Annotated in this window: 21 protein-coding genes and 1 tRNA gene; 13 read left to right on the forward strand and 9 right to left on the reverse strand. The window is 69.6% G+C overall.

Translation table 11 applies throughout. The features are described from left to right. The first annotated feature begins 39 nt into the window (after window positions 1-39). The 3 genes from ACFC0G_RS33345 to ACFC0G_RS33355 are packed head-to-tail and all read left to right on the forward strand — an operon-like array spanning window position 40 to window position 2,111. Window positions 40-759, forward strand: coding sequence for an SgcJ/EcaC family oxidoreductase (locus tag ACFC0G_RS33345; RefSeq protein WP_376410714.1), 720 nt, complete (start codon window positions 40-42; stop codon window positions 757-759). Next, the gene (locus ACFC0G_RS33350; protein WP_376410716.1) at window positions 756-1,319 is read left to right on the forward strand and encodes an SgcJ/EcaC family oxidoreductase; all 564 of its coding nucleotides are present in this window, start codon (window positions 756-758) and stop codon (window positions 1,317-1,319) included. The genes ACFC0G_RS33345 and ACFC0G_RS33350 overlap by 4 nt, the downstream gene beginning before the upstream one ends. A gap of 12 nt (window positions 1,320-1,331) precedes the next feature. Next, a complete protein-coding gene (locus ACFC0G_RS33355; protein ID WP_376410718.1) occupies window positions 1,332-2,111 on the forward strand; it encodes an SDR family NAD(P)-dependent oxidoreductase in 780 nt (259 codons plus the stop codon). A gap of 521 nt (window positions 2,112-2,632) precedes the next feature. Here the strand turns inward: ACFC0G_RS33355 and ACFC0G_RS33360 are convergent. The 3 genes from ACFC0G_RS33360 to ACFC0G_RS33370 form a co-directional block, all read right to left on the reverse strand. Continuing rightward, a tRNA-OTHER gene (locus tag ACFC0G_RS33360) sits at window positions 2,633-2,712 on the reverse strand. A gap of 537 nt (window positions 2,713-3,249) precedes the next feature. Next, window positions 3,250-3,486: a hypothetical protein gene (locus ACFC0G_RS33365; protein WP_376410721.1), complete on the reverse strand. Its 237-nt coding sequence runs from the start codon at window positions 3,484-3,486 to the stop codon at window positions 3,250-3,252. A 274-nt stretch (window positions 3,487-3,760) separates the two neighbouring features. Continuing rightward, window positions 3,761-4,444, reverse strand: coding sequence for a hypothetical protein (locus ACFC0G_RS33370; protein ID WP_376410723.1), 684 nt, complete (start codon window positions 4,442-4,444; stop codon window positions 3,761-3,763). Between the two features lie 608 nt (window positions 4,445-5,052). On the opposite strand from ACFC0G_RS33370, the gene ACFC0G_RS33375 reads away from it, so the two are divergent. Further along, window positions 5,053-5,487, forward strand: coding sequence for a DUF6892 domain-containing protein (locus ACFC0G_RS33375; RefSeq protein WP_376410726.1), 435 nt, complete (start codon window positions 5,053-5,055; stop codon window positions 5,485-5,487). Window positions 5,488-5,816: 329 nt separating this feature from the next. Continuing rightward, entirely contained in the window at window positions 5,817-7,046 is a 1,230-nt protein-coding gene (locus tag ACFC0G_RS33380) for an alpha/beta hydrolase family protein (RefSeq protein WP_376410729.1), read from the forward strand. Between the two features lie 199 nt (window positions 7,047-7,245). On the opposite strand, the gene ACFC0G_RS33385 is transcribed toward ACFC0G_RS33380, so the two are convergent. Further along, a complete protein-coding gene (locus tag ACFC0G_RS33385) occupies window positions 7,246-7,548 on the reverse strand; it encodes a hypothetical protein (RefSeq protein ID WP_376410731.1) in 303 nt (100 codons plus the stop codon). A gap of 41 nt (window positions 7,549-7,589) precedes the next feature. Here ACFC0G_RS33385 and ACFC0G_RS33390 point away from each other — a divergent pair, with 41 nt between their 5' ends. From ACFC0G_RS33390 to xdhC, 4 genes are all read left to right on the forward strand, one after another. Then, on the forward strand, window positions 7,590-7,973 hold the full coding sequence (locus tag ACFC0G_RS33390) for a hypothetical protein (RefSeq protein WP_376410733.1): 384 nt from the start codon (window positions 7,590-7,592) through the stop codon (window positions 7,971-7,973). A gap of 415 nt (window positions 7,974-8,388) precedes the next feature. Continuing rightward, window positions 8,389-9,852 carry a xanthine dehydrogenase small subunit gene (locus tag ACFC0G_RS33395; RefSeq protein ID WP_376410735.1) on the forward strand — a complete coding sequence of 488 codons (1,464 nt, stop codon included), beginning with the start codon at window positions 8,389-8,391 and terminating at the stop codon, window positions 9,850-9,852. Beyond that, window positions 9,849-12,275, forward strand: coding sequence for a xanthine dehydrogenase molybdopterin binding subunit (xdhB, locus tag ACFC0G_RS33400; protein ID WP_376410737.1), 2,427 nt, complete (start codon window positions 9,849-9,851; stop codon window positions 12,273-12,275). Before ACFC0G_RS33395 ends, xdhB begins: the two co-directional genes overlap by 4 nt. Before the next feature lies 1 nt (window position 12,276). Continuing rightward, window positions 12,277-13,086 carry a xanthine dehydrogenase accessory protein XdhC gene (gene xdhC, locus ACFC0G_RS33405; RefSeq protein WP_376410739.1) on the forward strand — a complete coding sequence of 270 codons (810 nt, stop codon included), beginning with the start codon at window positions 12,277-12,279 and terminating at the stop codon, window positions 13,084-13,086. Window positions 13,087-13,140: 54 nt separating this feature from the next. On the opposite strand, the gene ACFC0G_RS33410 is transcribed toward xdhC, so the two are convergent. After that, the gene (locus ACFC0G_RS33410; protein WP_376410742.1) at window positions 13,141-13,326 is read right to left on the reverse strand and encodes a hypothetical protein; all 186 of its coding nucleotides are present in this window, start codon (window positions 13,324-13,326) and stop codon (window positions 13,141-13,143) included. A 346-nt stretch (window positions 13,327-13,672) separates the two neighbouring features. Further along, window positions 13,673-14,080: a helix-turn-helix domain-containing protein gene (locus tag ACFC0G_RS33415; protein ID WP_376410745.1), complete on the reverse strand. Its 408-nt coding sequence runs from the start codon at window positions 14,078-14,080 to the stop codon at window positions 13,673-13,675. A 370-nt stretch (window positions 14,081-14,450) separates the two neighbouring features. On the opposite strand from ACFC0G_RS33415, the gene ACFC0G_RS33420 reads away from it, so the two are divergent. Both ACFC0G_RS33420 and ACFC0G_RS33425 read left to right on the forward strand, forming a co-directional pair. Next, complete coding sequence (locus ACFC0G_RS33420) at window positions 14,451-14,852, forward strand: hypothetical protein (protein WP_376410748.1); 402 nt, start codon at window positions 14,451-14,453, stop codon at window positions 14,850-14,852. A gap of 32 nt (window positions 14,853-14,884) precedes the next feature. Beyond that, complete coding sequence (locus ACFC0G_RS33425) at window positions 14,885-15,460, forward strand: zinc-binding dehydrogenase (RefSeq protein WP_376410751.1); 576 nt, start codon at window positions 14,885-14,887, stop codon at window positions 15,458-15,460. A gap of 43 nt (window positions 15,461-15,503) precedes the next feature. Here ACFC0G_RS33425 and ACFC0G_RS33430 read toward each other — a convergent pair whose 3' ends face one another. The 3 genes from ACFC0G_RS33430 to ACFC0G_RS33440 form a co-directional block, all read right to left on the reverse strand. After that, entirely contained in the window at window positions 15,504-17,123 is a 1,620-nt protein-coding gene (locus ACFC0G_RS33430) for a cation acetate symporter (protein WP_376410754.1), read from the reverse strand. Beyond that, complete coding sequence (locus tag ACFC0G_RS33435; protein WP_376410757.1) at window positions 17,120-17,716, reverse strand: DUF485 domain-containing protein; 597 nt, start codon at window positions 17,714-17,716, stop codon at window positions 17,120-17,122. The genes ACFC0G_RS33430 and ACFC0G_RS33435 overlap by 4 nt, the downstream gene beginning before the upstream one ends. A 456-nt stretch (window positions 17,717-18,172) precedes the next feature. Then, window positions 18,173-19,141 carry a helix-turn-helix domain-containing protein gene (locus ACFC0G_RS33440; RefSeq protein WP_376410760.1) on the reverse strand — a complete coding sequence of 323 codons (969 nt, stop codon included), beginning with the start codon at window positions 19,139-19,141 and terminating at the stop codon, window positions 18,173-18,175. Window positions 19,142-19,407: 266 nt separating this feature from the next. Between ACFC0G_RS33440 and ACFC0G_RS33445 the strand changes: the two genes are divergently transcribed. Both ACFC0G_RS33445 and ACFC0G_RS33450 read left to right on the forward strand, forming a co-directional pair. Next, the gene (locus ACFC0G_RS33445) at window positions 19,408-19,686 is read left to right on the forward strand and encodes a hypothetical protein (RefSeq protein ID WP_376410763.1); all 279 of its coding nucleotides are present in this window, start codon (window positions 19,408-19,410) and stop codon (window positions 19,684-19,686) included. Between the two features lie 105 nt (window positions 19,687-19,791). Beyond that, window positions 19,792-20,256, forward strand: coding sequence for a hypothetical protein (locus ACFC0G_RS33450; protein ID WP_376410766.1), 465 nt, complete (start codon window positions 19,792-19,794; stop codon window positions 20,254-20,256). Window positions 20,257-20,259 lie beyond the last annotated feature (3 nt).

A 20,259-nucleotide genomic window follows, 5' to 3' on the forward strand; every position in this document is an offset into this window, starting at 1 on the left:
AGTAACTTCTTCAAAGAAGTTATCATGGAAGGGGAGACCATGAGCACCGTCACCACCACCGAGGCGACCGACCCGACGGGCGAGCCGACCGACCTGAAGAGCGCCCCGACGAGCACCGGGAACGACCGGCGCACCAACCGTCGGCGCACCGTAAAGCGCGCCCTCGGCATCACTGCCCTCACCCTCGCTGTCGCCGCGGCCGGCGGGTACTTCTGGCTGGACGCCACGTCCGACGTCCGCAACCTCGGCCAGACCGACTGCACCGCCGTCACCCCCGCCGTCACCGCCACCCCGGCCGGCACGCCCACCACCGACGATCACCGTGCCGTCTGCGACACCATCCGCGCTCTCACCGACGCCTGGGGCCGGGGCGACGCCACCACGTACGGCGAGCAGTTCACCGTCGACGCCACCTACACCACCTACGTCGGCACCCACTACCAGGGCCGCCGCGACATCGCCGACGCCCACCGCGCCCTGTTCGACGGATTCGTCAAGGACACCAAGCTCACCGACTCCGTCCTCGGCATCCGCTTCTACGGGCCGGACACCGCCGTCGTCACCAGCCGCGGCGACACCTACAAGGGCAGTACGCCCAAGAAGCCGTCCGAGCTGACCAAGACGCAGTCCTACACGCTGGTCCGCCAGAGCGACCACAGCTGGCGCATCGCCGCCTTCCACAACACCCAGCGCCAGAACGTGATGGAGCGGCTCTCCTTCCTCTGGGACTCGGCGACCATGCCCGAGGCCGAGAAGTGACCGACCGGATCCGCCCGCACACCGGCACCCCGCGCCTGCACGTCACCACCACCGCACACCCCACCCCGGAGGACGGCACGATGACCGCCAACCACCACACCACCGACCCCCGCGCGACCGACGCGGCCGCGATCCGCGCCCTGCTGGAGCGCGGCGCCGCAGCCTGGGCCTACGGCGACGGCACCGCGTACGGCGCCTGCTTCACCGAGGACGCCACCGACGTCACCTACGTCGGCACCGTCTACCACGGCGGCGAGGAGATCGGCCGCGCTCACCAGGCCCTGTTCGACAGCTTCCTGAAGGGCACCCGGCTGATCCTCGACATCACCGACCTGCGCTTCTGCGGCACCGACGCGGCCGTGGTCGTCACCCGCGGCGACGTCCGCAAGGGCGGCACCCTGGAGCAGGACGGCAAGCAGGGCAAGCTCGCCACGTACACGGTGGTGCGCGAGGCCGACGGCCGGTGGCGGATCGCCGCCGTCCAGAAGACCCAGCGCAAGCCCCTGATGGAGGCCGTCTCCTTCCGCTTCCAGCCGGCCACCCGACCCGCCGCGAACTGAGACGCAGCCGTCATGACCACCACCCGGCCGACCGCCGCGACACCCCGGCCGTCCGACACCGCCCACCGCCCCACCGCCCTGGTCACCGGAGCCAGCGCCGGCATCGGCCGCGCCTTCGCCCACCACCTGGCCGCGAGCGGCCACCGGGTGATCGCCGTCGCCCGGAACGAGGAGCGACTCCAAGCACTGATGGCCGAACTCGGCCCCGGCCACGACCACCTGGCCGCCGACCTCGGCGACCCCGACGGCCTCCACAAGGCCGCCCAACTCCTCGCCGACCGACGCGTCCACCTCCTGGTCAACAACGTGGGCACCGCCACCACCGGCCCCTTCGCCACGACCCCACTCACCCACGCCCACGAGATGCTGCGCCTCAACTGTGAGGCCCTCGTCACCCTCTCCCACGCCTTCCTCGCCCAGGCCCGCCCCGGCGACGCCCTGCTGAACGTCTCCTCCACCCTTGCCCACACCCCGCTGCCGGACCTCGCCGTCTACAGCGCCACCAAGGCGTTCGTCACCGCCTTCTCCGAGGCACTCTGGTCCGAGCACCGGGCATCCGGCATCCACGTCCTCGCGCTCTGCCCGGGCATGACCGCCACCGAGTCGCAGTCGCACGACGACGCACCGGCCGCCTTGGTGCAGACCCCCGAACAGGTCGTCGCCACCGCCCTACGCGCCCTGCGCCGCCGCAGCCGCCCCACGGTCGTGCCCGGCACGGCCAACCGCCTCCTCCTCGTCGCCGCCCGCACCCTCCCCCGCCACCGCATCCTCACCGCTCTCGCCCGCACCTGAACCACCCGCACACACGAGAAACAGGCCGGATCTCCGAGCAGCCCAAGACACCGGCCGAGCGGTAGTCCGGCAGGCCGCCGCGGAGGCGACGGCACCATCCCAAGGCGCTCCCCTGCCGCTGTCCTCGTACCGGTCGCCCCAGTATGTGACGTCGGCGAGCCCGCTGGCCGGCGCTGCTCGGCATCGAATGGGACCAAGGCGATCGCTCGATCAGACACCGCGGTGAACGGGACCCCGGACAGGTCCATCCAGTCACGCTCGAAGCTGACGAGGCGGGCGGGATGGTGTTGCGATGGACCATCCCGCCCTACGACTTCGATGGCGAAAACGAGTGACGAGCCCAGCTCTGGGGATCCGCCACCGTGGTGAGACTGATCAACCCCGACAGGTGGTGAGACAGATCCGGGAGCCCCAGGTCACAGCGGTGACGTGTGCCGCCAGCCGCTAGATCTACAGTCCCAGGCTATGCAGCCCCGGCTCGTGATCGCACTCCTGGCTGCGCGCGGGAAGGGGTGCGCGGTGGGCCTCGCCGGGATTCGAACCCGGGTTTCCGATTCCGGGCGAACCGGAGACCGGTGTCCTTGGCCGCTGGACGACGAGGGATGTGCCGTACGGGCCGGGCTGAAACGGCGCACCAGGGTTCCTGTGTCAGGGGCCGGTGACGCGGACCCAGAGCTCGTACTGTGCCCCGCTGCTGATCGCCGGGCACGCTCCCGCTCCTGACCGACCGTGCCACCACCGACCCCCACGAAGACCCCCGTCGGGCTGCGCTCCAGCTGCTGGCGCAGGCGTTTCTCGACTCGTCTAAGACTCCTGCGGTCCTTCAGGATCGGGCCCGGAGTGAACCTGAACCGGCACTGCGTCCAGGGGCATTTCAGGAGTGGGCTGCCGCCATCTCCGAAAGCGAGGTGTACGAGGTAGGGAGGTGTGCTCTCGAAGATGCGCACCCCGACGTCAGAGCCGGCGGGGCGTGGATCCTTGCCCTCGGGTGTCCAGAGGTCCCCGAGGCCAGAGCGGTGCTCCGTGAACGGGCCGTTTCAAGGCTGCGTCGGATACTTCGTGAGGCCACTGTGCCGTCTGGCCGAAGGGTGGCGGCCGCGTAGGGTCGACGGCATGGCTGACAGGTTCGACGTAGCTGCTAGTCCGCAGGCAAGTGTGGATTCGGCATGCCGTCATCGGTCATGTGCGCCCGCTGCCAGATCCTGTTCCAGCTGAACGGGATCTCCGGCACGAACCAGTGGCGCTGCCCGCACGGACGGCTGAGGGAGCGCCCTGGCGACAGGCGCAGTAGGCCGCCCGCGTCGAGCGTGCCTTCGCCCTCCTGCACGGGTTCCGCCGCCCGCGGATCCGTTGGGAGATCCGCGACGACATTCACGGAGCCTTCCTCGTCCTGGGATGCGCGCAGTCATCTGGTGGCGACGCTTGTCACAGCTGACCTGTCCTGTCTCAGCCGATGTGAGGCAGGACGGGGCCTGTGACCGGGTGTGCCTCGGATTGAGTGAGACGGCGGGCAGGCCTTGTCTCGATCCAGGTGGGGCGACTGAGGCGGGTCAGGCACGCGAAGGGACTCTCTCGCAGATCTTGTGACGCTGCCTGTTCAGGCCCACATAACTGGGCGGTGACCGGAGAGCATCGTGCGCTTTGGTGGGTCAGTAGTGGTGGCCGGGCCAGTGCGGGTCCTCCCAGCGGTCGGGTCCGGTGACACCGAGCAGCCGTATCCGGTGAAGGAGGTCCTCCGGTGCGCCATGGGCACGGAGCCGGGCAGGCGCGTGGCGGACGAGCCAGGAAGTCAGCTCGGCGCGCATTTCCTCCTCGTTCTCCCAGGCTCGCCAGGGAAGTTGGTCGCCGAGCAGTTCGTACTCCCAGTGGGCTGCCGCCGCGGCCAGGTGTCGGTCGGCCACAGGGCCGCTCAGTGCTTCCCAGGTGTTGAGCCACGGGCTCAGGGTGCCCGTGGCCTCCGCATTCAGGACGAGGAGGTCATGTGCGGGTACGACGGGATCCGGATCCGTGAGCGTGTACGCCCACCAGGCATTGAGGAATTCGCCCACTGCGGCGGTCTGCTCGGCAGGCCACCCCTGCCAGGAGGCGAGTGCGAACGAGAGTCCGACCCTCTCCATGCCGAAGTGGGGCTCGATGACGCCGCTGACGAGGGCCGAGGCGAACTGGGGCAGGATCCGGCGCAGCACGGATGCCTTGTCTGTCCAGTCGGTGGCCTGCCATGCGCGTTGCAGGAGATCAAGGTCCAGCTCCGTGTCCGCCACCTTGAGTTGCGCGAGGTCTTCCGCGCTGCCCCAGTGGCACTCGCAGTTGAACTCGTCGGGGCGAGCAGTCATCCCGCGGAAGGTGACGGCCAGGCCGCCCAGCGCGGCCCCGAGACGAAGTCGTGCGCGGGACTGATCGAGGTTCATCACGGGCGTTCGCCTTTGGGGACTCCGGGAGCTTGCGCCAGCCGAAGATCACTAGCCTACCGGGCCAGGATCCCGGCCGTCATCAGCATGACGGACGGCCTGCTGCCCGACACCACCCCACGACGAGGAACCGACCCCAAAGAGTCATTCCGTGAGGAGTTCTCAGCGCTCCCCGCCCTGATCACGGTGGCCCTTGCTGGGAAACTCGCCCCGCGGGACACCTTTCTCCTCGCTGAACGCCTGCCCGGACGTCCCCGCCCTGGCAGCCTCGACGGCGCCCTCGCCACCACCACTCGCCACCACTCAGGTCGCTGCCTTGGAGCTGCACCGCCTCCACGTCCGCCACGACATGCGCTTGTGCAGGGTTGACCGTCACGGCGGCCCGAGCGGGGCTGGCCCGGCCCCGCTCAGGCCGAGCGGGGCCGGGCCGGGCCGGGCCGGGGGCCCGGTCCGCCGTCTTCCTCTGCCAGGCCGGGGGACCGGCGGGGGCCGGGCGGAGGAGCCGTGTCGTACCTCCGTGGTACTCATGCCTCATGAGCCAGTTCCGCGACTTCAACTTCAAGCTGCTTGTCATCGAGGAGCTCATGTACGGCCTCGAGCCGCTCCTCCCGGTCTACGACCTGCCCGCGCGGCTGGCCGAGCGGGGGATCGGCGACCCCGCGTCCTACGTCCTGGCAAACGGCCTCCATACGGAGGCGCTGGCGGAGTCCCGGGCCCATTTCGAGGCCCTGGAGATCCCGGCCGAGCTCCTCGCCCGCGTCGAGGAGCTGTGCTTCGACGCCGGGGCGGACGTCTTTAGGCACTGTGCCCCCGCCTGGGACGGCGAGGACGACCTGTTCGACGTCCGCTCGCTCGACGACCTCGCCCTGCTGCCCAACCTGCGGGAGGTCACCTTCGTGGAGGACGGCGTCCTGGCCGTGCTGGACGCGGCGGAGGTCTTCGCCGCGCGTGGCATCGACACCGACTGATCCCCTCACCCCTCCGCCGCCCGCCCGCCGCCCCGGTACCCGTGTCGTCGCCCGCCGCCCCGGCGGGGTCTTCAGGGGCCTGCCGGGGTGGGGAGGGCCGCGCACTGCCGTCACGCGGACGCTTCCAGCGCTTACGTCTGCGCCGGCAGCCCGACGGCCTCGAGCGGTGACTGCGTCAGCCCCAGGGTGTAAACCCGTGGGCCAATGCCCTCACGTCGCAATCAAACGGTGGGCGGATGCTGCGCGGGAGGGTCGCGTGACAGCGTTCCTGTGTGCCCACGGACACCCCGTCGCGGCACGGTTGACGATCCGTCACCACGGGAGGCTCCATGACCACCACCACGTCGTTCATCAGCAGTAAGGGCATGACACGCCGCGGCATACTGGGAGCCGCGCTGGCCGCCGGTGCCGCTCTGCCGCTTGCCGCCGCTGCCGGCCCCGCGTGGGCCGACCAGGCCGCCCCCGCCCCCACCCCCGCCGCGTCGCGGCTCGTGTTGCCCGGGCCGACCGGGCCGTACCCGGTGGGCATGGTCCAGCTGCACCTTGTCGACCGGTCGCGTCCGGACGGCATCGCGGGCCCGGGGCACTTCCGCGAGCTGATGGCCACCCTCTGGTACCCCGCCCGGAACGTCGAGCGGTACCCGGTGGCGCCCTGGATGCCGGCCGGCGCATTCCAGGCGTTCCTCGCCGACGTGGGGTTCAGCGAACTGGCCTCCCTGGGACCGCTCACCGCCGGTCACGTGGGTGCTCCGGTACGGCGGTCGGGCCGGCGGCTGCCCGTCGTCGTGTTCTCGCACGGCGCGCGCAGCCACCAGGGCGACCACACCGTCATGGTCCAGGAGCTCGCCAGCCACGGGTACGCGGTGGTGACGGTGGCTCACCAATACGACACGTACACCGAGTTCCCCGACGGCCGCGTCGCCGTCCCGCTCCGCGATAGGCCGGCACCGACGTTCCCCGGGGACTTCGCCGCCGACCTGCGTTTCGTCCTCGACTGCGTCGAGGAGCTCGCCGCCGGGCGCAATCCCGACGTCGAACACAAGGAGCTGCCGGCCGGGCTCCTCGGCTCCCTCGACCCGCGGCGCATGGGCGCGTTCGGCTGGTCGAAGGGCGGGACGGCCACCGCCTGCGCCACGCTCGCGGACGAGCGTATCCGGGCCGGGCTGAGCCTCGACGCCCCGATGCAGATGAACCCGCCCTTGACCGGCGACCTGCACCGGCCGTTCATGATGATGTCCGCCGAGTTCACCCGGGCCACGGATCCCGAGGCCGCCGCGTTCTGGTCGCACCTGCGGGGCTGGCGGCTGAACATCCAGGCGCAGGGCGCCGCCCACATCTCCTACGGTGACAACGAGGCACTGTTCCCACAGGTGGCGAAGCTGTACGGATGGAGCGGGCAGCAGCTTCAGGAAGTGATCGGCACCCTCGATCCCGACCAGGCGGTGAAGATCCAGCAGGCGTACCCCCTCGCGTTCTTCGACGAGCACCTGCGCCACCGCCGGGGACACCTGCTCGACGGGCCGTCCCCGGCCTTCCCGGCAGTGACGTACCTCCCTTGAGCGATGGTCTGCGGGGGAGTGCCGGCGGAGGCGTGTCCTCTGCTCGTCAGCGGTGCGGCCCCAACGACCTCGTGGCCACATCGACAGGCAGTGACGTGACGGGCTGGTGCCGACACGAGTGACGAACAGCCATGTCATCCGCACGCCGACCCGTCAGGCAGGTCCGTCGAATGCCCGGATTGGCGGTCCCCGTCGGAGGTCAGTCGAGGGCGGGAGCCGCGTCGACTGCGGCGAGGGCCCGTGGGGTCACGGTGCGCAGGAACGGGACGATGGTCAGGAGGGTGGCGAGGGTGAAGACGGCGAAGGCGGTGCGGATGCCGAGCCATTCGGCCAGTACGCCGACCAGGCCGGCGCCGAGCGGCATCGCGCCCCAGCTGAAGAGCCGCGCCGCGGCGTTGTAGCGGCCGAACATGGCGTCGGGGACGAGGCGCTGGCCGATGGTGCGGGAGTTCACCGTCCACAGGATGCCGCCCATGCCTCCGAGGAAGGCGCCGGCGGCCATGAAACGGGTACGCGCCGACTCGGCCGAGCAGAGCGAGCTCGATGATGAGCTGGACCGGCGTCTTGCGCGGGTGGAGCGCCCGTGAGCGAAGCGATGCCATCGTGCTGGACGAGTCGGCGATGGCGGCGGCCGGGGAGGGTAACGTGCTGGCCTTCCGGCTGATCCACCGTGCGCACGCCGATACCGGCTGGTTCCTCTACGCCCCCTCGTGCGCGCTCGTCGAAGCTGACCGAGACCGCCCCGGCACCGCCGAGCACTTGGCCGCTTTGCCGGGCATCACCGTCCTGGACCTGGACCTGGACTTGGACCTGGGCCTGGACTTGCCCGCTGCGCTGGCCGTGGCGAAGCAGGAGACGTGGGCGGGCCGCCGTACGGAGCGAGGTGGGCGACAAGGGTGTGCCCGCGGCTTCGGAGGCCTCGATTAGTGGTCCGCCAAGGGCGCCGTCGCCGCACTGAGGTCGGGGGACGCGTCAGGTGGATTCCTCCGCAGCGGGCGGTGCCCTCTTGACCCCGGTGGTGTCAGCAACTAACTTGCGGTCGACGTGGACCCACCACGACCGAGAGGAGGCGACCAGCGGATGTACACCGCCACTGATCTGAGTCGCCTCGCCCACAGCACAATCTGGGTGCCGGGTCGTATCGCGCACGGCTGCTGACTCGCCGTTCTGACGTGCCCTTCCGTGGCACCTTCTGATCTTCCTTTCACCACCTTCTGGCACGTCGCTGTCACGTGCCCCTTCGAGCCCGCCTCCGGCATGTGGCGCCCCTGAACACAGAAAGCTGCCTGAAATTGGCGAACATGATGAACCGACCGATCGCGCACCGAAACGAAGGCCCGTCATGGTAGGGGCGCGGATCACGGTCAACGGGAAAGAAACACCCCTCGCTCCGGCCTCATCCCACACCACCGTGCTGGATTTCCTGCGCGCGCGTGCGCTCACCGGCTCGAAGGAGGGCTGCGCCGAGGGCGAGTGCGGTGCCTGTTCGATCCTGGTGGCCCGTCCTGGGGTGCACAAGCCCACCGACTGGGTGGCGGTCAATGCCTGTCTGGTGCCAGTCGCGGCACTCGACGGTCAGGAGATCATCACCTCCGAGGGACTCGCCACCGCCGGCGAACCCGGAACGCCGCCCACCCTGCACCCGGTGCAGGAGGAGATGGCGGTCCGTGGCGGTTCGCAGTGCGGCTACTGCACACCGGGATTCATCTGCAGCATGGCGGCCGAGTACTACCGGCCCGACCGCTGCGCGCACGAGGACCCGGCCGGGAGCACCGACGCCGAGCACGGTCCGAACGGCTTCGACCTGCACGCACTGAGCGGCAACCTCTGCCGCTGCACCGGCTACCGCCCGATTCGCGATGCCGCGTTCGCCGTCGGCGCGCCGACCGACGAGGACCCCTTGGCACGGCGTCGCGAACAGGATCCGCCCGCCCCGGTCGCCACCGAATATGCCCCGGGCGAAGGGGTGTTCCTCCGGAGGGGCACCCTCGCCGAGACGCTGCGGGTGCTGCGCGAGCGGCCGGACGCGGTGGTGGTCGCCGGATCCACCGACTGGGGTGTCGAGGTCAACATCCGTTCCCGCCGGGCGGATTGCGTGGTCGCGATCGACCGGCTGTCCGAACTCCGCGAGCTGCGCGTCGAATCCGGGCACATCGAGATCGGGGCGGCGTTGACGCTCACCGAGATCGAGCGCCGTCTGGACGGGAGGGTCCCGCTGCTGGCGGAGCTGTTCCCGCAGTTCGCGTCCCGGCTCATCCGCAACGGTGCGACCCTCGGCGGCAACCTGGGCACCGGCTCCCCGATCGGTGACGCCCCGCCGGCGCTGCTCGCGCTGGAGGCCTCGGTGGTGCTTGCCGACGCCGACGGTGAGCGCGAGCTCCCTCTGGCGGAGTACTTCACCGGCTACCGGCAGAGCGTGCGTCGCCCCGGCGAGCTGATCCGGGCCGTGCGCGTGCCGCTGCCGCTGTCGTCGGTCACGGCTTTCCACAAGATCGCCAAGCGGCGCTTCGACGACATCTCCAGCGTGGCGGCCGCCTTCGCGCTCGACGTCGAGGACGGGACCGTACGCAAGGCACGCATCGGCCTGGGCGGTGTGGCCGCCACCCCGATCCGCGCCCTCGCCACCGAGGCGGCGCTGGAGGGCGAGCCGTGGACGGCCGAGACCGTCGAGGCCGCGGCCGGGGTGCTGCGGGGCGAGGGCACGCCGATGGACGATCATCGGGCCAGCTCCCTCTACCGCTCCGCGATGCTCGGCCAGAGCCTGCTCAAGCTGTACGCCCAGACCACCGAGGCGGTTTCCTCATGAGCCATCTGTCCGAGCGCCCCGAGAATCCTGTCGTCGGCGTCTCGATGCCGCACGAGAGTGCCTTCCAGCACGTCACCGGCACCGCGCTCTACACCGACGACCTGGTCCACCGCACCAAGGACGTCCTGCACGCCTACCCGGTCCAGGTCATGAAGGCCCATGGCAGGATCACCGCGCTGCGCACCGAGCCGGCCCTCGCCGTGCCCGGCGTGGTCCGCGTGCTGACCGGCGCCGACGTGCCCGGCGTCAACGACGCCGGGATGAAGCACGATGAACCGCTCTTCCCCGACGAGGTCATGTTCTACGGCCACGCGGTCGCCTGGGTGCTCGCCGAGACCCTGGAGGGGGCCCGGCTCGGTGCGGCGGCCGTCGAGGTGGAGATCGACGAGCGGCCCTCCCTGATCAGTCTGCGGGACGCGATCGCGGCGGACAGTTTCCACGGTGCCCGGCCCGTGATGGTGACCGGCGACGTGGACGCCGGCTTCGCCGACTCCGCCCACGTGTTCACCGGCGAGTTCCAGTTCTCCGATCAGGAGCACTTCTACCTTGAGACACACGCGGCGCTGGCCCATGTCGACGAGGCCGATCAGGTGTTCGTCCAGAGCAGCACCCAGCACCCCTCCGAGACCCAGGAGATCGTGGCGCACGTGCTCGGCCTGCGCAGCCACGAGGTGACCGTGCAGTGTCTGCGGATGGGTGGCGGCTTCGGCGGCAAGGAGATGCAGCCCCACGGGTTCGCTGCCGTCGCCGCGCTCGGTGCCAAGCTGACCGGCCGGCCGGTTCGGCTGCGGCTCAACCGGACCCAGGATCTGACCATGTCCGGTAAGCGGCACGGTTTCCACGCCGCCTGGAAGATCGGTTTCGACGCCGACGGCCGCATCCAGGCCCTGGACGCCACCCTGACCGCGGACGGCGGCTGGAGCCTCGATCTGTCCGAGCCGGTGGTGGCCCGTGCGCTGTGCCACATCGACAACACCTACTGGATTCCGCACGCGCGCGTCACCGGACGCATCGCCAGGACCAACAAGGTCTCCAACACCGCCTTCCGCGGCTTCGGCGGCCCGCAGGGCATGCTGGTGATCGAGGACATCATGGGCCGGTGCGCGCCGCTGCTCGGCCTGGACCCGGCAGAGCTCCGCGAGCGCAACTTCTACCGGCGGGGTCAGTCCACGCCGTACGGACAGCCGGTCGTTCACCCGGAGCGGATCTCCGCCGTCTGGGACCAGGTCAAGGCGGACGCACGCGTCTCCGAGCGCGAGCGTGAGATCGCCGCCTTCAACGCCGAGCACCCGCACACCAAGCGGGCGCTCGCCGTCACCGGCCTCAAGTTCGGGATCTCGTTCAATCTCACGGCCTTCAACCAGGCCGGCGCGCTGGTGCTGATCTACAAGGACGGCTCGGTCCTGATCAACCACGGCGGCACCGAGATGGGCCAGGGCCTTCACACCAAGATGCTGCAGGTGGCCGCGACCTCGCTGGGCATCCCGCTGCACAAGGTGCGGCTCGCCCCGACGCGCACCGACAAGGTGCCCAACACCTCCGCCACCGCGGCCAGTGCGGGGGCCGATCTGAACGGTGCGGCGGTGAAGAACGCCTGCGAGCAGTTGCGCCAGCGGCTGCTGCAGGTGGCCGCCACCCAGCTGGGGACGAGTGCCTCCGACATCCGGATCGTCGAGGGCGTCGCGCGCGCTCTGGGCAGCGACGCGGAGCTGGCCTGGGACGACCTGGTGCGCACCGCGTACTTCCAGCGGGTCCAGCTGTCGGCGGCCGGTTTCTACCGGACCGAGGGGCTGCACTGGGACGCGAAGACGTTCCGGGGCTCACCGTTCAAGTACTTCGCCCATGGGGCTGCCGCAGCCGAGGTGGAGGTGGACGGTTTCACGGGCGCCTACCGCATCCGGCGGGTGGACATCGTGCAGGACGTCGGCGACAGCCTGTCCCCGATGATCGACATCGGTCAGGTCGAGGGCGGTTTCGTGCAGGGCGCGGGCTGGCTCACGCTGGAGGACCTGCGCTGGGACTCCGGTGATGGCCCGCACCGCGGCCGGCTGCTGACCCAGGCCGCGAGCACTTACAAGCTGCCGAGTTTCTCGGAGATGCCCGAGGAGTTCAACGTCACGCTGCTGGAGAACGCCACCGAAGAGGGCGCGGTCTACGGGTCCAAGGCGGTCGGTGAGCCTCCGCTGATGCTCGCGTTCTGTGTGCGCGAGGCACTGCGGCAGGCCGCGGCCGCGTTCGGGCCGGGCGGGGTCGGTGTCGAGCTGGCGTCGCCCGCGACGCCGGAGGCGGTGTACTGGGCGATCCAGGCGGCTCGGCACGGCGATCCGTCCCGCAACGGGCACGCCGGGGACGGGCCGACCGGGGACGAGCAGGCCGCCGACGGCCGGCTCCGCACCGACGCGGAAGCGCTGAGCGGTGCCTGACATGACGTGGGTCGCCGCGGTCGCGCGGTTGCGGGCACGCCGGGAGTCCGGCGTGCTGGTGACCGTCGCGACCGTGCGCGGCCACGCCCCGCGCGACGCCGGTGCGAAACTCGTCGTCGGACAGACCGAGACCTGGGGCTCGATCGGTGGCGGAAATGTCGAGGCCGTCGCGATCGACCGGGCCCGGGAGATGATCGCCGCGGCCGGGCCGGAACCGGAACTGATCGACTTCGCGCTGAACGACAAGGTGGTCAACCGGCACGGCGTGCAGTGCTGCGGCGGGACGGTCCTGGTGCTACTCGAACCGCTGCCGGTGGTACAGGCAGTGGCGATCTTCGGCGTTGGGCATGTCGGGCTGGAACTGGCGCGCATCCTGGCACGCCAGGACCTCGACCTCCATCTGATCGACACCCGCGCCGGCATGCTCACCAAGGACCGGCTCGCCGTGCTGGCGGACGCTGTGGCGCAGGTACACGTGCATCACACGCCGCTGCTGCCCGAGGAGGTACTGGAGGAGCTGCCGCACGGCACCCACGTCCTGATCATGACCCATGACCACGCCGAGGACGCCGCTCTGTGCGACGCCGCCCTGCGCACATCCCGTCTCGGCTCGGTCGGGCTGATCGGCTCGGCGGCCAAGTGGGTGCGGTTCCGCAAGCGCCTGGTCACCGAGGGCGGTCACGACGACGCCACCATCGACCGGATCAAGACGCCGATCGGGCTGGGCGACATCACCAGCAAGGAACCCGCGACGATCGCCGTGAGCGTCGCCGCCGATCTGCTGCGCACCTTCGAGGCCGAGGGGAACTGACGGTAGGGGGAGAGGGGCGGTGCCGGGCGTCGCGAGCCCGGTCTGCTCGGCGTGTCACCCGTCAGTCCCTTGGTCTCGCTTCTTGGGCTCGGCGTCCGGCGGGGCGGCCCAGGCGACGAGTGCGGAGACGGAGCGTTCCGCCGGCTCGCCGTTCAGCTCGGGGTGCACGAAGAATCCCCCCTCCTCCGCCGGCTTCGCCTCGTCGGCGGGCAGGGGGTTGGCCTCTCTGCTGGGGGCCATAGGACGCGAGGCAACGCGCCCAGTGGCGCGTACATCGTCCTGCGTGCCGGGGAACGACGTGCGGGGTTTGGTTGCGGCGGCGGTGGGGCGGATTTCCGGAGTGGGAGGCCGCGCCACTGGTCATCGGGAATCCGCAGCGAATGGCTGTCTGGGACGCCGCGAAGGCTTTGGCGAGGCTGTAGGCGCTCTCGCCCTTTCGGTAGCGCTGACGGATCTCTTCCGTCGGTAGATCTCGTGGCCCTCTGCGCTGCGAGGGGGGAGATCCGCCCGCGGGGACGGATCACGTCCTGCGGGATGCGCCGTCGGATGGTCGGGGAGTGAACCCCATAGCGCAGCCCCAGAGCGGTCAGCGACTCACAGCCGCATAGCGTTGGATGATCTCCCTTTCAGGTAGACGGTCAGCGACACGTCTGCCGGCCAGTGCCGCGGTATCACTGCGGGAGCGCCGCAGTTGCCGGGGGAATCGCGACCAGACCTTGGATGTGGTGATGCCGAGAGCGGACGCGACTTCAGCGGCGGACATCCCTGATCGGTACAGCTGGACGACCTGGAGGCGCAGCTTCCTGGCGTCGAGAGATTCCGGCCGGTTCTTGTGGCGCTGCCGGGCCGCGTCGACCGCGCTTCGTCGTTCCCCGGGCGGAAGCTGCCGCTGCACAGTGGTCTTGCTGATCCCCAGCTCCATGGCCACTGCGCGAATGCTGATCCCTTCTCGATACCGACGCCTGATGAGGCCGGCGACTTCGGCCGTGACCATCTCCCGCTCCCTCCCTTGGCCACCGGGGCAACGAGGATGAGCGGCCTGAGGTTGCTCGGCGCTCCTGAAGGTCACCCCCTGAACCGGGAGTCCCACAGTCATGCAGCTCGTCGCCGAGTACAGCGAGCGCCGGCACTGCGGAGGGCGCCTGGAGTCGTGTGGGGTGCGACACGCCAGTCGGGCGTGTGGTGTAGCCTGCCCGTCCCCACTGCCGGCCTGTTGCGCGTCGCGACTGGCGGCGTTGGCCCCCACGGCCCACTGACAGTTGGGACACGGTCCTGACAGAAGAGCTGCTTGGCCGGTGTACGGGAACCTGGCGGCGCTGAGCAGCCTTGCCCCTGCCCCAGGGGGCAGGGCTCAGCGTCCGGCCATGAATGCGTCTCACCGTCTCGTACGCCTGGTCCGCCGCCCCGATGGATTGCCGACTCCGGACGACTTCACCCTGGTACAAGCGCCCATACCCCGGCCTGAGGCCGGCCAGGTACTCGTCCGGAACACCCATTTTCTCGTCTTCCCGGGCTTGCGCACCCTAATCGGGGGCGAGACACGCGATGTCCCGCTGCCGCCCCTGCGCCCTGGCGACACCCTGTTCGGCCCCGCGATCGGCGAAGTGGTCGACGGGCCGCTGGAGAAGGGGCGGCTGGTACTGCACCTTCAGGGGTGGCGGGAGTACGCGACGCCTGCCGCCACCGAGTGCCGGCTGCTGGACGGCGCCCTGCCTGACCCGGTGGCCCATCTCGCCCAGGGCTCCGCGGCGTACGGCGCGCGCTGACCCGGCTGGCCGAGGTCGAGGAGGGAGACACCGTGTTCGTGACCGGCGCCGCCGGAGCCGTGGGCACCATGGCGGGCCAGATCGCCCGACTGTTGGGCGCCACCCGGGTGATCGGCGGTGCCGGCTCACCGCAGAAGGCTCAGCGACTTGAGCGGGAGCTGGGCTATGACGCCACCTTGCTGCGCGGAGCGGGTTTTCTCGGCCAGCAACTCGCCCAGGCGGCGCCGGACGGCATCGACGTCGTCCTGGATACCGTGGGCGGTGAGTTGCTGACGGCCGCTGTCCACGCAGCGAACCGTGGCGCCCGGATCGCCCTGGTAGGCGCGTTGGACGGTCAGCTGTCCCCGGACCGAGCGGGTGGGAATGCACCTGCCGTGCTCGACACCTACCGTCTGCTGACCAGAGGCATCACGATCGCCGGCTACAACGGCGTGGACCGCCCGGACGTTGAGGCCGAGTGGGAGACCTGCTTCGGGCACTGGCTGCGGGTCGGAGACATCCACTTCCCGTACACCCCGGTCCTCGGAATGCAGCGCACCCCGTGCACGAGCCCCACGTGGCCGCCCTTCGAGAGCCATGCCGCCATGCGTTCGAACTCGGGAGGTTGAAACAAGGTATAGGCACCTAGGGACAGCTGAAAGGGCGTGCGGATCAGGACGCGGAGGCGCTGGTCGCCGCGGGTGTGCCGGCCAGGATCGTCTCCTCCACCGCTTCGTATCGCATGCGCTGGTCGGCCGGGTCGCGTTCGTGGAGCACCGTGCCGAGCCAGCCTGCGAGGAAGCCCAGTGGGGCCGAGAGGATGCCCGATGTGGTGAACGGGAACCAGTTGAAGTCCTGGTCCGGGAAGATCGCCTGGGGCGATCCGGACACCAGGTTGCTGCCGGTCATGAGGATGAACGCGGAGGCGCTGCCCACGATGAGGGTGCAGAGCAGTCCCGTACGGGAGTAGCGGCGCCAGAAGAGGCTGTAGATGAGGGCCGGTGCGACCGCGGACGCGCCGATGCAGAACGACAGGGTGAGCAGTGCCTGAAGGTTCAGATGCCGTGTACCGGCGGCGATCGCGATCGCCACGAACCCGACGCCCGCCGCGGCGGTCCGGGCGATGGCCATCTCTGTGGAGTCCTTCAGTTGCGCCTTGCGGCGCAACCCGTGCGTGATGAGGTCGTGCGCCAGGGTGTTGGCGCAGGCGAGGGTGATCCCGGCGACCGAGGCCAACAGGGTGAGGAAGATGGCTGTTGCCACAGCCGTGAACAGAAGTGTCTCGACGGTCGTCTGGTCCGTGCCCATGACGGCCTGGCTGACCATGAGGAACGCTGTCTTGCCCTGCGGGTCGCCGGCGACGATCCCCTGGTGGCCGACGATCGCCGCCGCGCCGAAGCCGATGACGGCGATCAGCAGACAGGTCACGACGACGATGGACACGGCCCAGGACATCGAGCGCCGCACGGCTGCCGCGCTGCGCGCGGTGAACATGCGCATGGTGATCTGCGGCAGCACCGCGGCGCCGAGTACGACCGTCAACTGAGTGCTGATCATGTCGAGCTCGTTGCCGCCGAACTGCAGACTGGAGGCGAGATAGGCGTCTCCCGCCCCGCTGCCGCGCTTGGCGGCGTTCAGCAGGGAGGGCAGGCTGAAGTCGAAGCGGTTGAGAATGAGCGCGGCGATCGCGAGGGACGCGCCGAGCAGGGTGACGGTCTTGACGATCTGGATGAAGGCGGTGCCCTTCATGCCGCCGATCGCCGCGTACGCGATCATGAGCAGGCCCAGGAACACGATCGCCCCGGTCTTGAAGCCGTCGGAGTCGAAGCCGAGGACGACGGAGAGGAGATCTCCGGCGCCCGCGAGTTGGAAGATCACGAGCGGCAGCAGTGCGGCGAGGGTGACCGCGGCCGTGGTGATCCGCACGGCGGGGCCGGGTAGACGCCGGGTGAAGACGTCGCCGATCGTGAACCGGCCGGCGTTACGCAGCGGTTCGGCGAGCAGGAACATCATCAGGACCAGCGAGAGCGCGGTGCTCAGGGCGAGGGTGACGCCGTCGTAGCCGACGAGCGCGATGATGCCGATGGTGCCGAGCACGGTGCCGGCGGAGATGTAGTCGCCGGCGATCGCGAGGCCGCTCTGCACGGGGGAGAGCGAGCGGTAGCCGGTGTAGAAATCGCCCAGGTTGTCACGATCGGGTCCGGTCATCACGCACAGCAGCAGCGTGACAGTGATGACCGCGATGAACGCCATCAGCGACATGGTCTGGGCCTCGGAGCTGAAGCTGGTCATGCGCGCGCACCTCCGGTGGGCTGCTGCCACACGGGACGTCCGGAGCGGCTCTGGCGTTCTGGCCGGGGCGCGGCTGCCGCGGCCGCCTGCTCGGCGCGTTCGCGGATCGCCGCGGCGAGCGGGTCGACGGTTTTGCGCGCGATCCGCTCGTACAGCGCGATCGCAGCCAGCGCCACGGGCAGCTGGAGGAGCCCCAGGACCAGACCGGTGGTGAGACCACCGGTGATGTTGCTGGTCATCATCGAGGGGGCGTAGCCGGACAGGAAAAGGAAGATGACGAAGTAGCCGAGCGCGGTGAAGGTGGCGACGCGGCGGAGCCTGCGGTAAGCCGATCCGAGCCGGTGCAGATCATCACGATCGTCGGTGGCGGCGGGCGGCTGCGGGGACGCGTCCCAGAGCTGCTGCGCAGAGTCCCGGCCCTGTGGCGAGGAGTCCCACGCTCGCGGGGACGAGTCCCAGGCTGCCTGTGGATCGGTGTTCCAGGACGGCGATCCACCCTCCCAGGACTGCGACGCCGCCTCTTGGCGGTGCCGCCCGGCGTTCCGGTGCTGGGGTACGGGCGGTGGGCCGGGGAAAGGCTGGTGGTACGACATCGATCTTGCTCCTTGCCGCCCCGGGAAACGGGCGGGTGGCGCTGGTGGTCCGCGTACGTTACTCATGGGTATAGCCCCTGCGTAAGGGGGTTTCCGACCGCTTGGTATGTCGGTTCGGTGACGATCCTGTGCGCGTGGCGACTAAACCGGCGGAAACCCCGTCGTGGATCTTTCCGCAGGTCACGGGTGAGTCTCGGGCCGCCCCTGGGGCCGGGCAGGCCGCTCGGCACGACAGGTCCGGCGAATGTGCCGGGGCGGGCCGACGATGTGGTCGGGTGGATGCCCTCGGATGCCCTCCGGCCCGGATCGGCCTGGCCTGCCGCCGGCGGCAGGAACGCCTCCGCCCAGGTCTCCGCCCGCCTGCAGCACCGTCCGGCACCCCGCGGCGTGATCGAGCCGGGGCCAGCGGGAGATGACGACGTATTCGTGTGGCGACGGGCGGAACGACGCCTTTCTTCAGGCGGAGGGGTGGGGGCGGTTGTGGTCGCGCCAGGCCCGGGGCGAGATGCCATAGGCCTGTTTGAACATCTTGCTGAAGTGGGTCGCGTCGGCAAAGCCCCAGCTTCGACCTATCGCCGCAATGGTCTTGTGCCGACCCTGTGGGGTGGCCAGCTCCCGCTTGCATTCCGCCAGCCGGTGCGTGCGGATCCAGTCTCCGAGGCTGATACCCGACCGGGCCAGAACGGTGTAGAGATGACGGACCGAAATGCCGTGCGCGGCTGCGATCCGCGCCGCCGACAGGTCAGGATCTGCGAGGTGTGCCCGTATGTATTGCGTGATGCGCAGGCCGAGTGTTTCCGCCAATGGTCCACGGGCCAGGTCCACCATTCCGGCCTGGGCTGCCACGACGGCCCGGACGAGTTCGACACTAGGCTGCACGACCGCTTCGGCGGGCCGGCCCCGGTGCAGCTCCTCACTGACGGCCAGTTGGCGAAAGTAGGCAGAGGCCAGACGCGCAAGAGGGTTGTCGGAGGCGAGGGCTACCGCGGTGATATCCCGGAGCGACCTCTCAGGCAGCGCGAGTGCCGCGCGGGGAAAACGGAGGAAGTGCTGGTCGACCCCCTCGTTGAAGAGGAGGGTGTAGGGGGCGGACGTGTCGTAGAGGGCGAAGTCTCCCGGCTTCAGCAGGGCTTCGCGATCGTTCTGCACCACCACACTGGTCCCGGTCACCTGAAGGCCAAGGAAGACGGCCGGCTCAACGTCCTCTCGCGCCAGCCGCGGAGTCCGCTGAATAGTGAGCGCAGTCGCTCGCGCCGAGCAGACCCCGATGGGCCCTACGGTATCCAGCCCGATGTGCACCGCTAGGTCATCGGGCGGCAGATGGTGTTCGATGTCGATCCGAACGACGGACTCCCACACGGCGTACCGGACCACCTCTTCCCGGTCTCGCGGTGGAACAGAGCTGGTGTCCAGGATGGGGCTCACCGGACAGGCACGGGTCGGGACTCGCTGTCGGCCCTGCGGTGTGACGCCGCGGCTCCTAACCTCACAAGTCGCCCCCAGCGCAGTCAGCCAGGCACCAGGATGACAGAGGCCAGTCATGCCACGCAACGAGGTCGAGGCGCAGAGACTGCATTCAACAGTGCACAGGCAACAAGGTTCCCTGCACGCATGACACATTGCGCGTGCTGCATCCGTCCTAAGTTCATCGAAGCCATGTGAGGTGGCTTAACGATGATTTGGGAGTGCCGATGTTTGGTTCACTGACCGTGCTGTTGGTCGTCGCGGTGGTCTGGTTGTCGATCTCGCTCATCCCGATGCGCAGCATCCCGGCCGGCAGGGCGTGGGGCATGATCGTTCTGGGTGTCTCGGTTGTCCTCGTTCTGGTTGCCGGCCTCTTCGCCTCGCAGGTGGAGGTCAGCGACTCCTACCAGGGCGAGTCCCCCACCTTCCTCGTGATGCTCGTCGCGGCGATCGTCCTGGCACCCGGCGCGATCGTCGCTCTCGTACGCCGAGGCAAAAGGGACTAGAGCGTGTATCGGAAGTGTGTCTTAGAGCGGCTCGGTATCTGGGAAGGCATGCCTCTCTCGCAAGATCGGTAGCGGCCGGTGGGCAGGTACTGGTAGTAGTCGGCCGTGGCAGTAGACCTGTGGACCCCAGTGATTTCGATGGTCGGTGTGGCTGTAGGTGGTGCGTTGACGTATCTGACCCAGCGCACGACGCAGCGGGCAGCCGACCGGGCTGAAGAACAAAGACGGGCTGCGGCGTGGGCGGAGGAGCGTCGTACCGAGCAGATCAGGACCGTGCTGGAGTTCATCCGGTGCGCGCTGGAGGCCGAGGGCGTGGCGCATGCGCGGCCGCCTCAATGGGAGGTTGGTGATGACTGGTATGTGACGGCCAGGCCCGCGATGGACGGTCTTCGAATAGCCGAGAAGAGCATCGAGTTGCTGAGTGCTCCTGGCCTTCACTCACCGACGACCGCCTACGCCCGCGCTCTCAATCAAGCGGTCTGGCAGGAGCGTGATGAGGGGAACCTGTCCGAGCGCCTCGAGCCATTCAAGGCGGAGTTCCTCGCCCTGGCACGCCGCAGCCTGGCCTGACGT

This window comes from Streptomyces sp. NPDC056169, from assembly GCF_042268445.1.
In the GTDB taxonomy this organism is placed as follows: Bacteria; Actinomycetota; Actinomycetes; order Streptomycetales; family Streptomycetaceae; genus Streptomyces.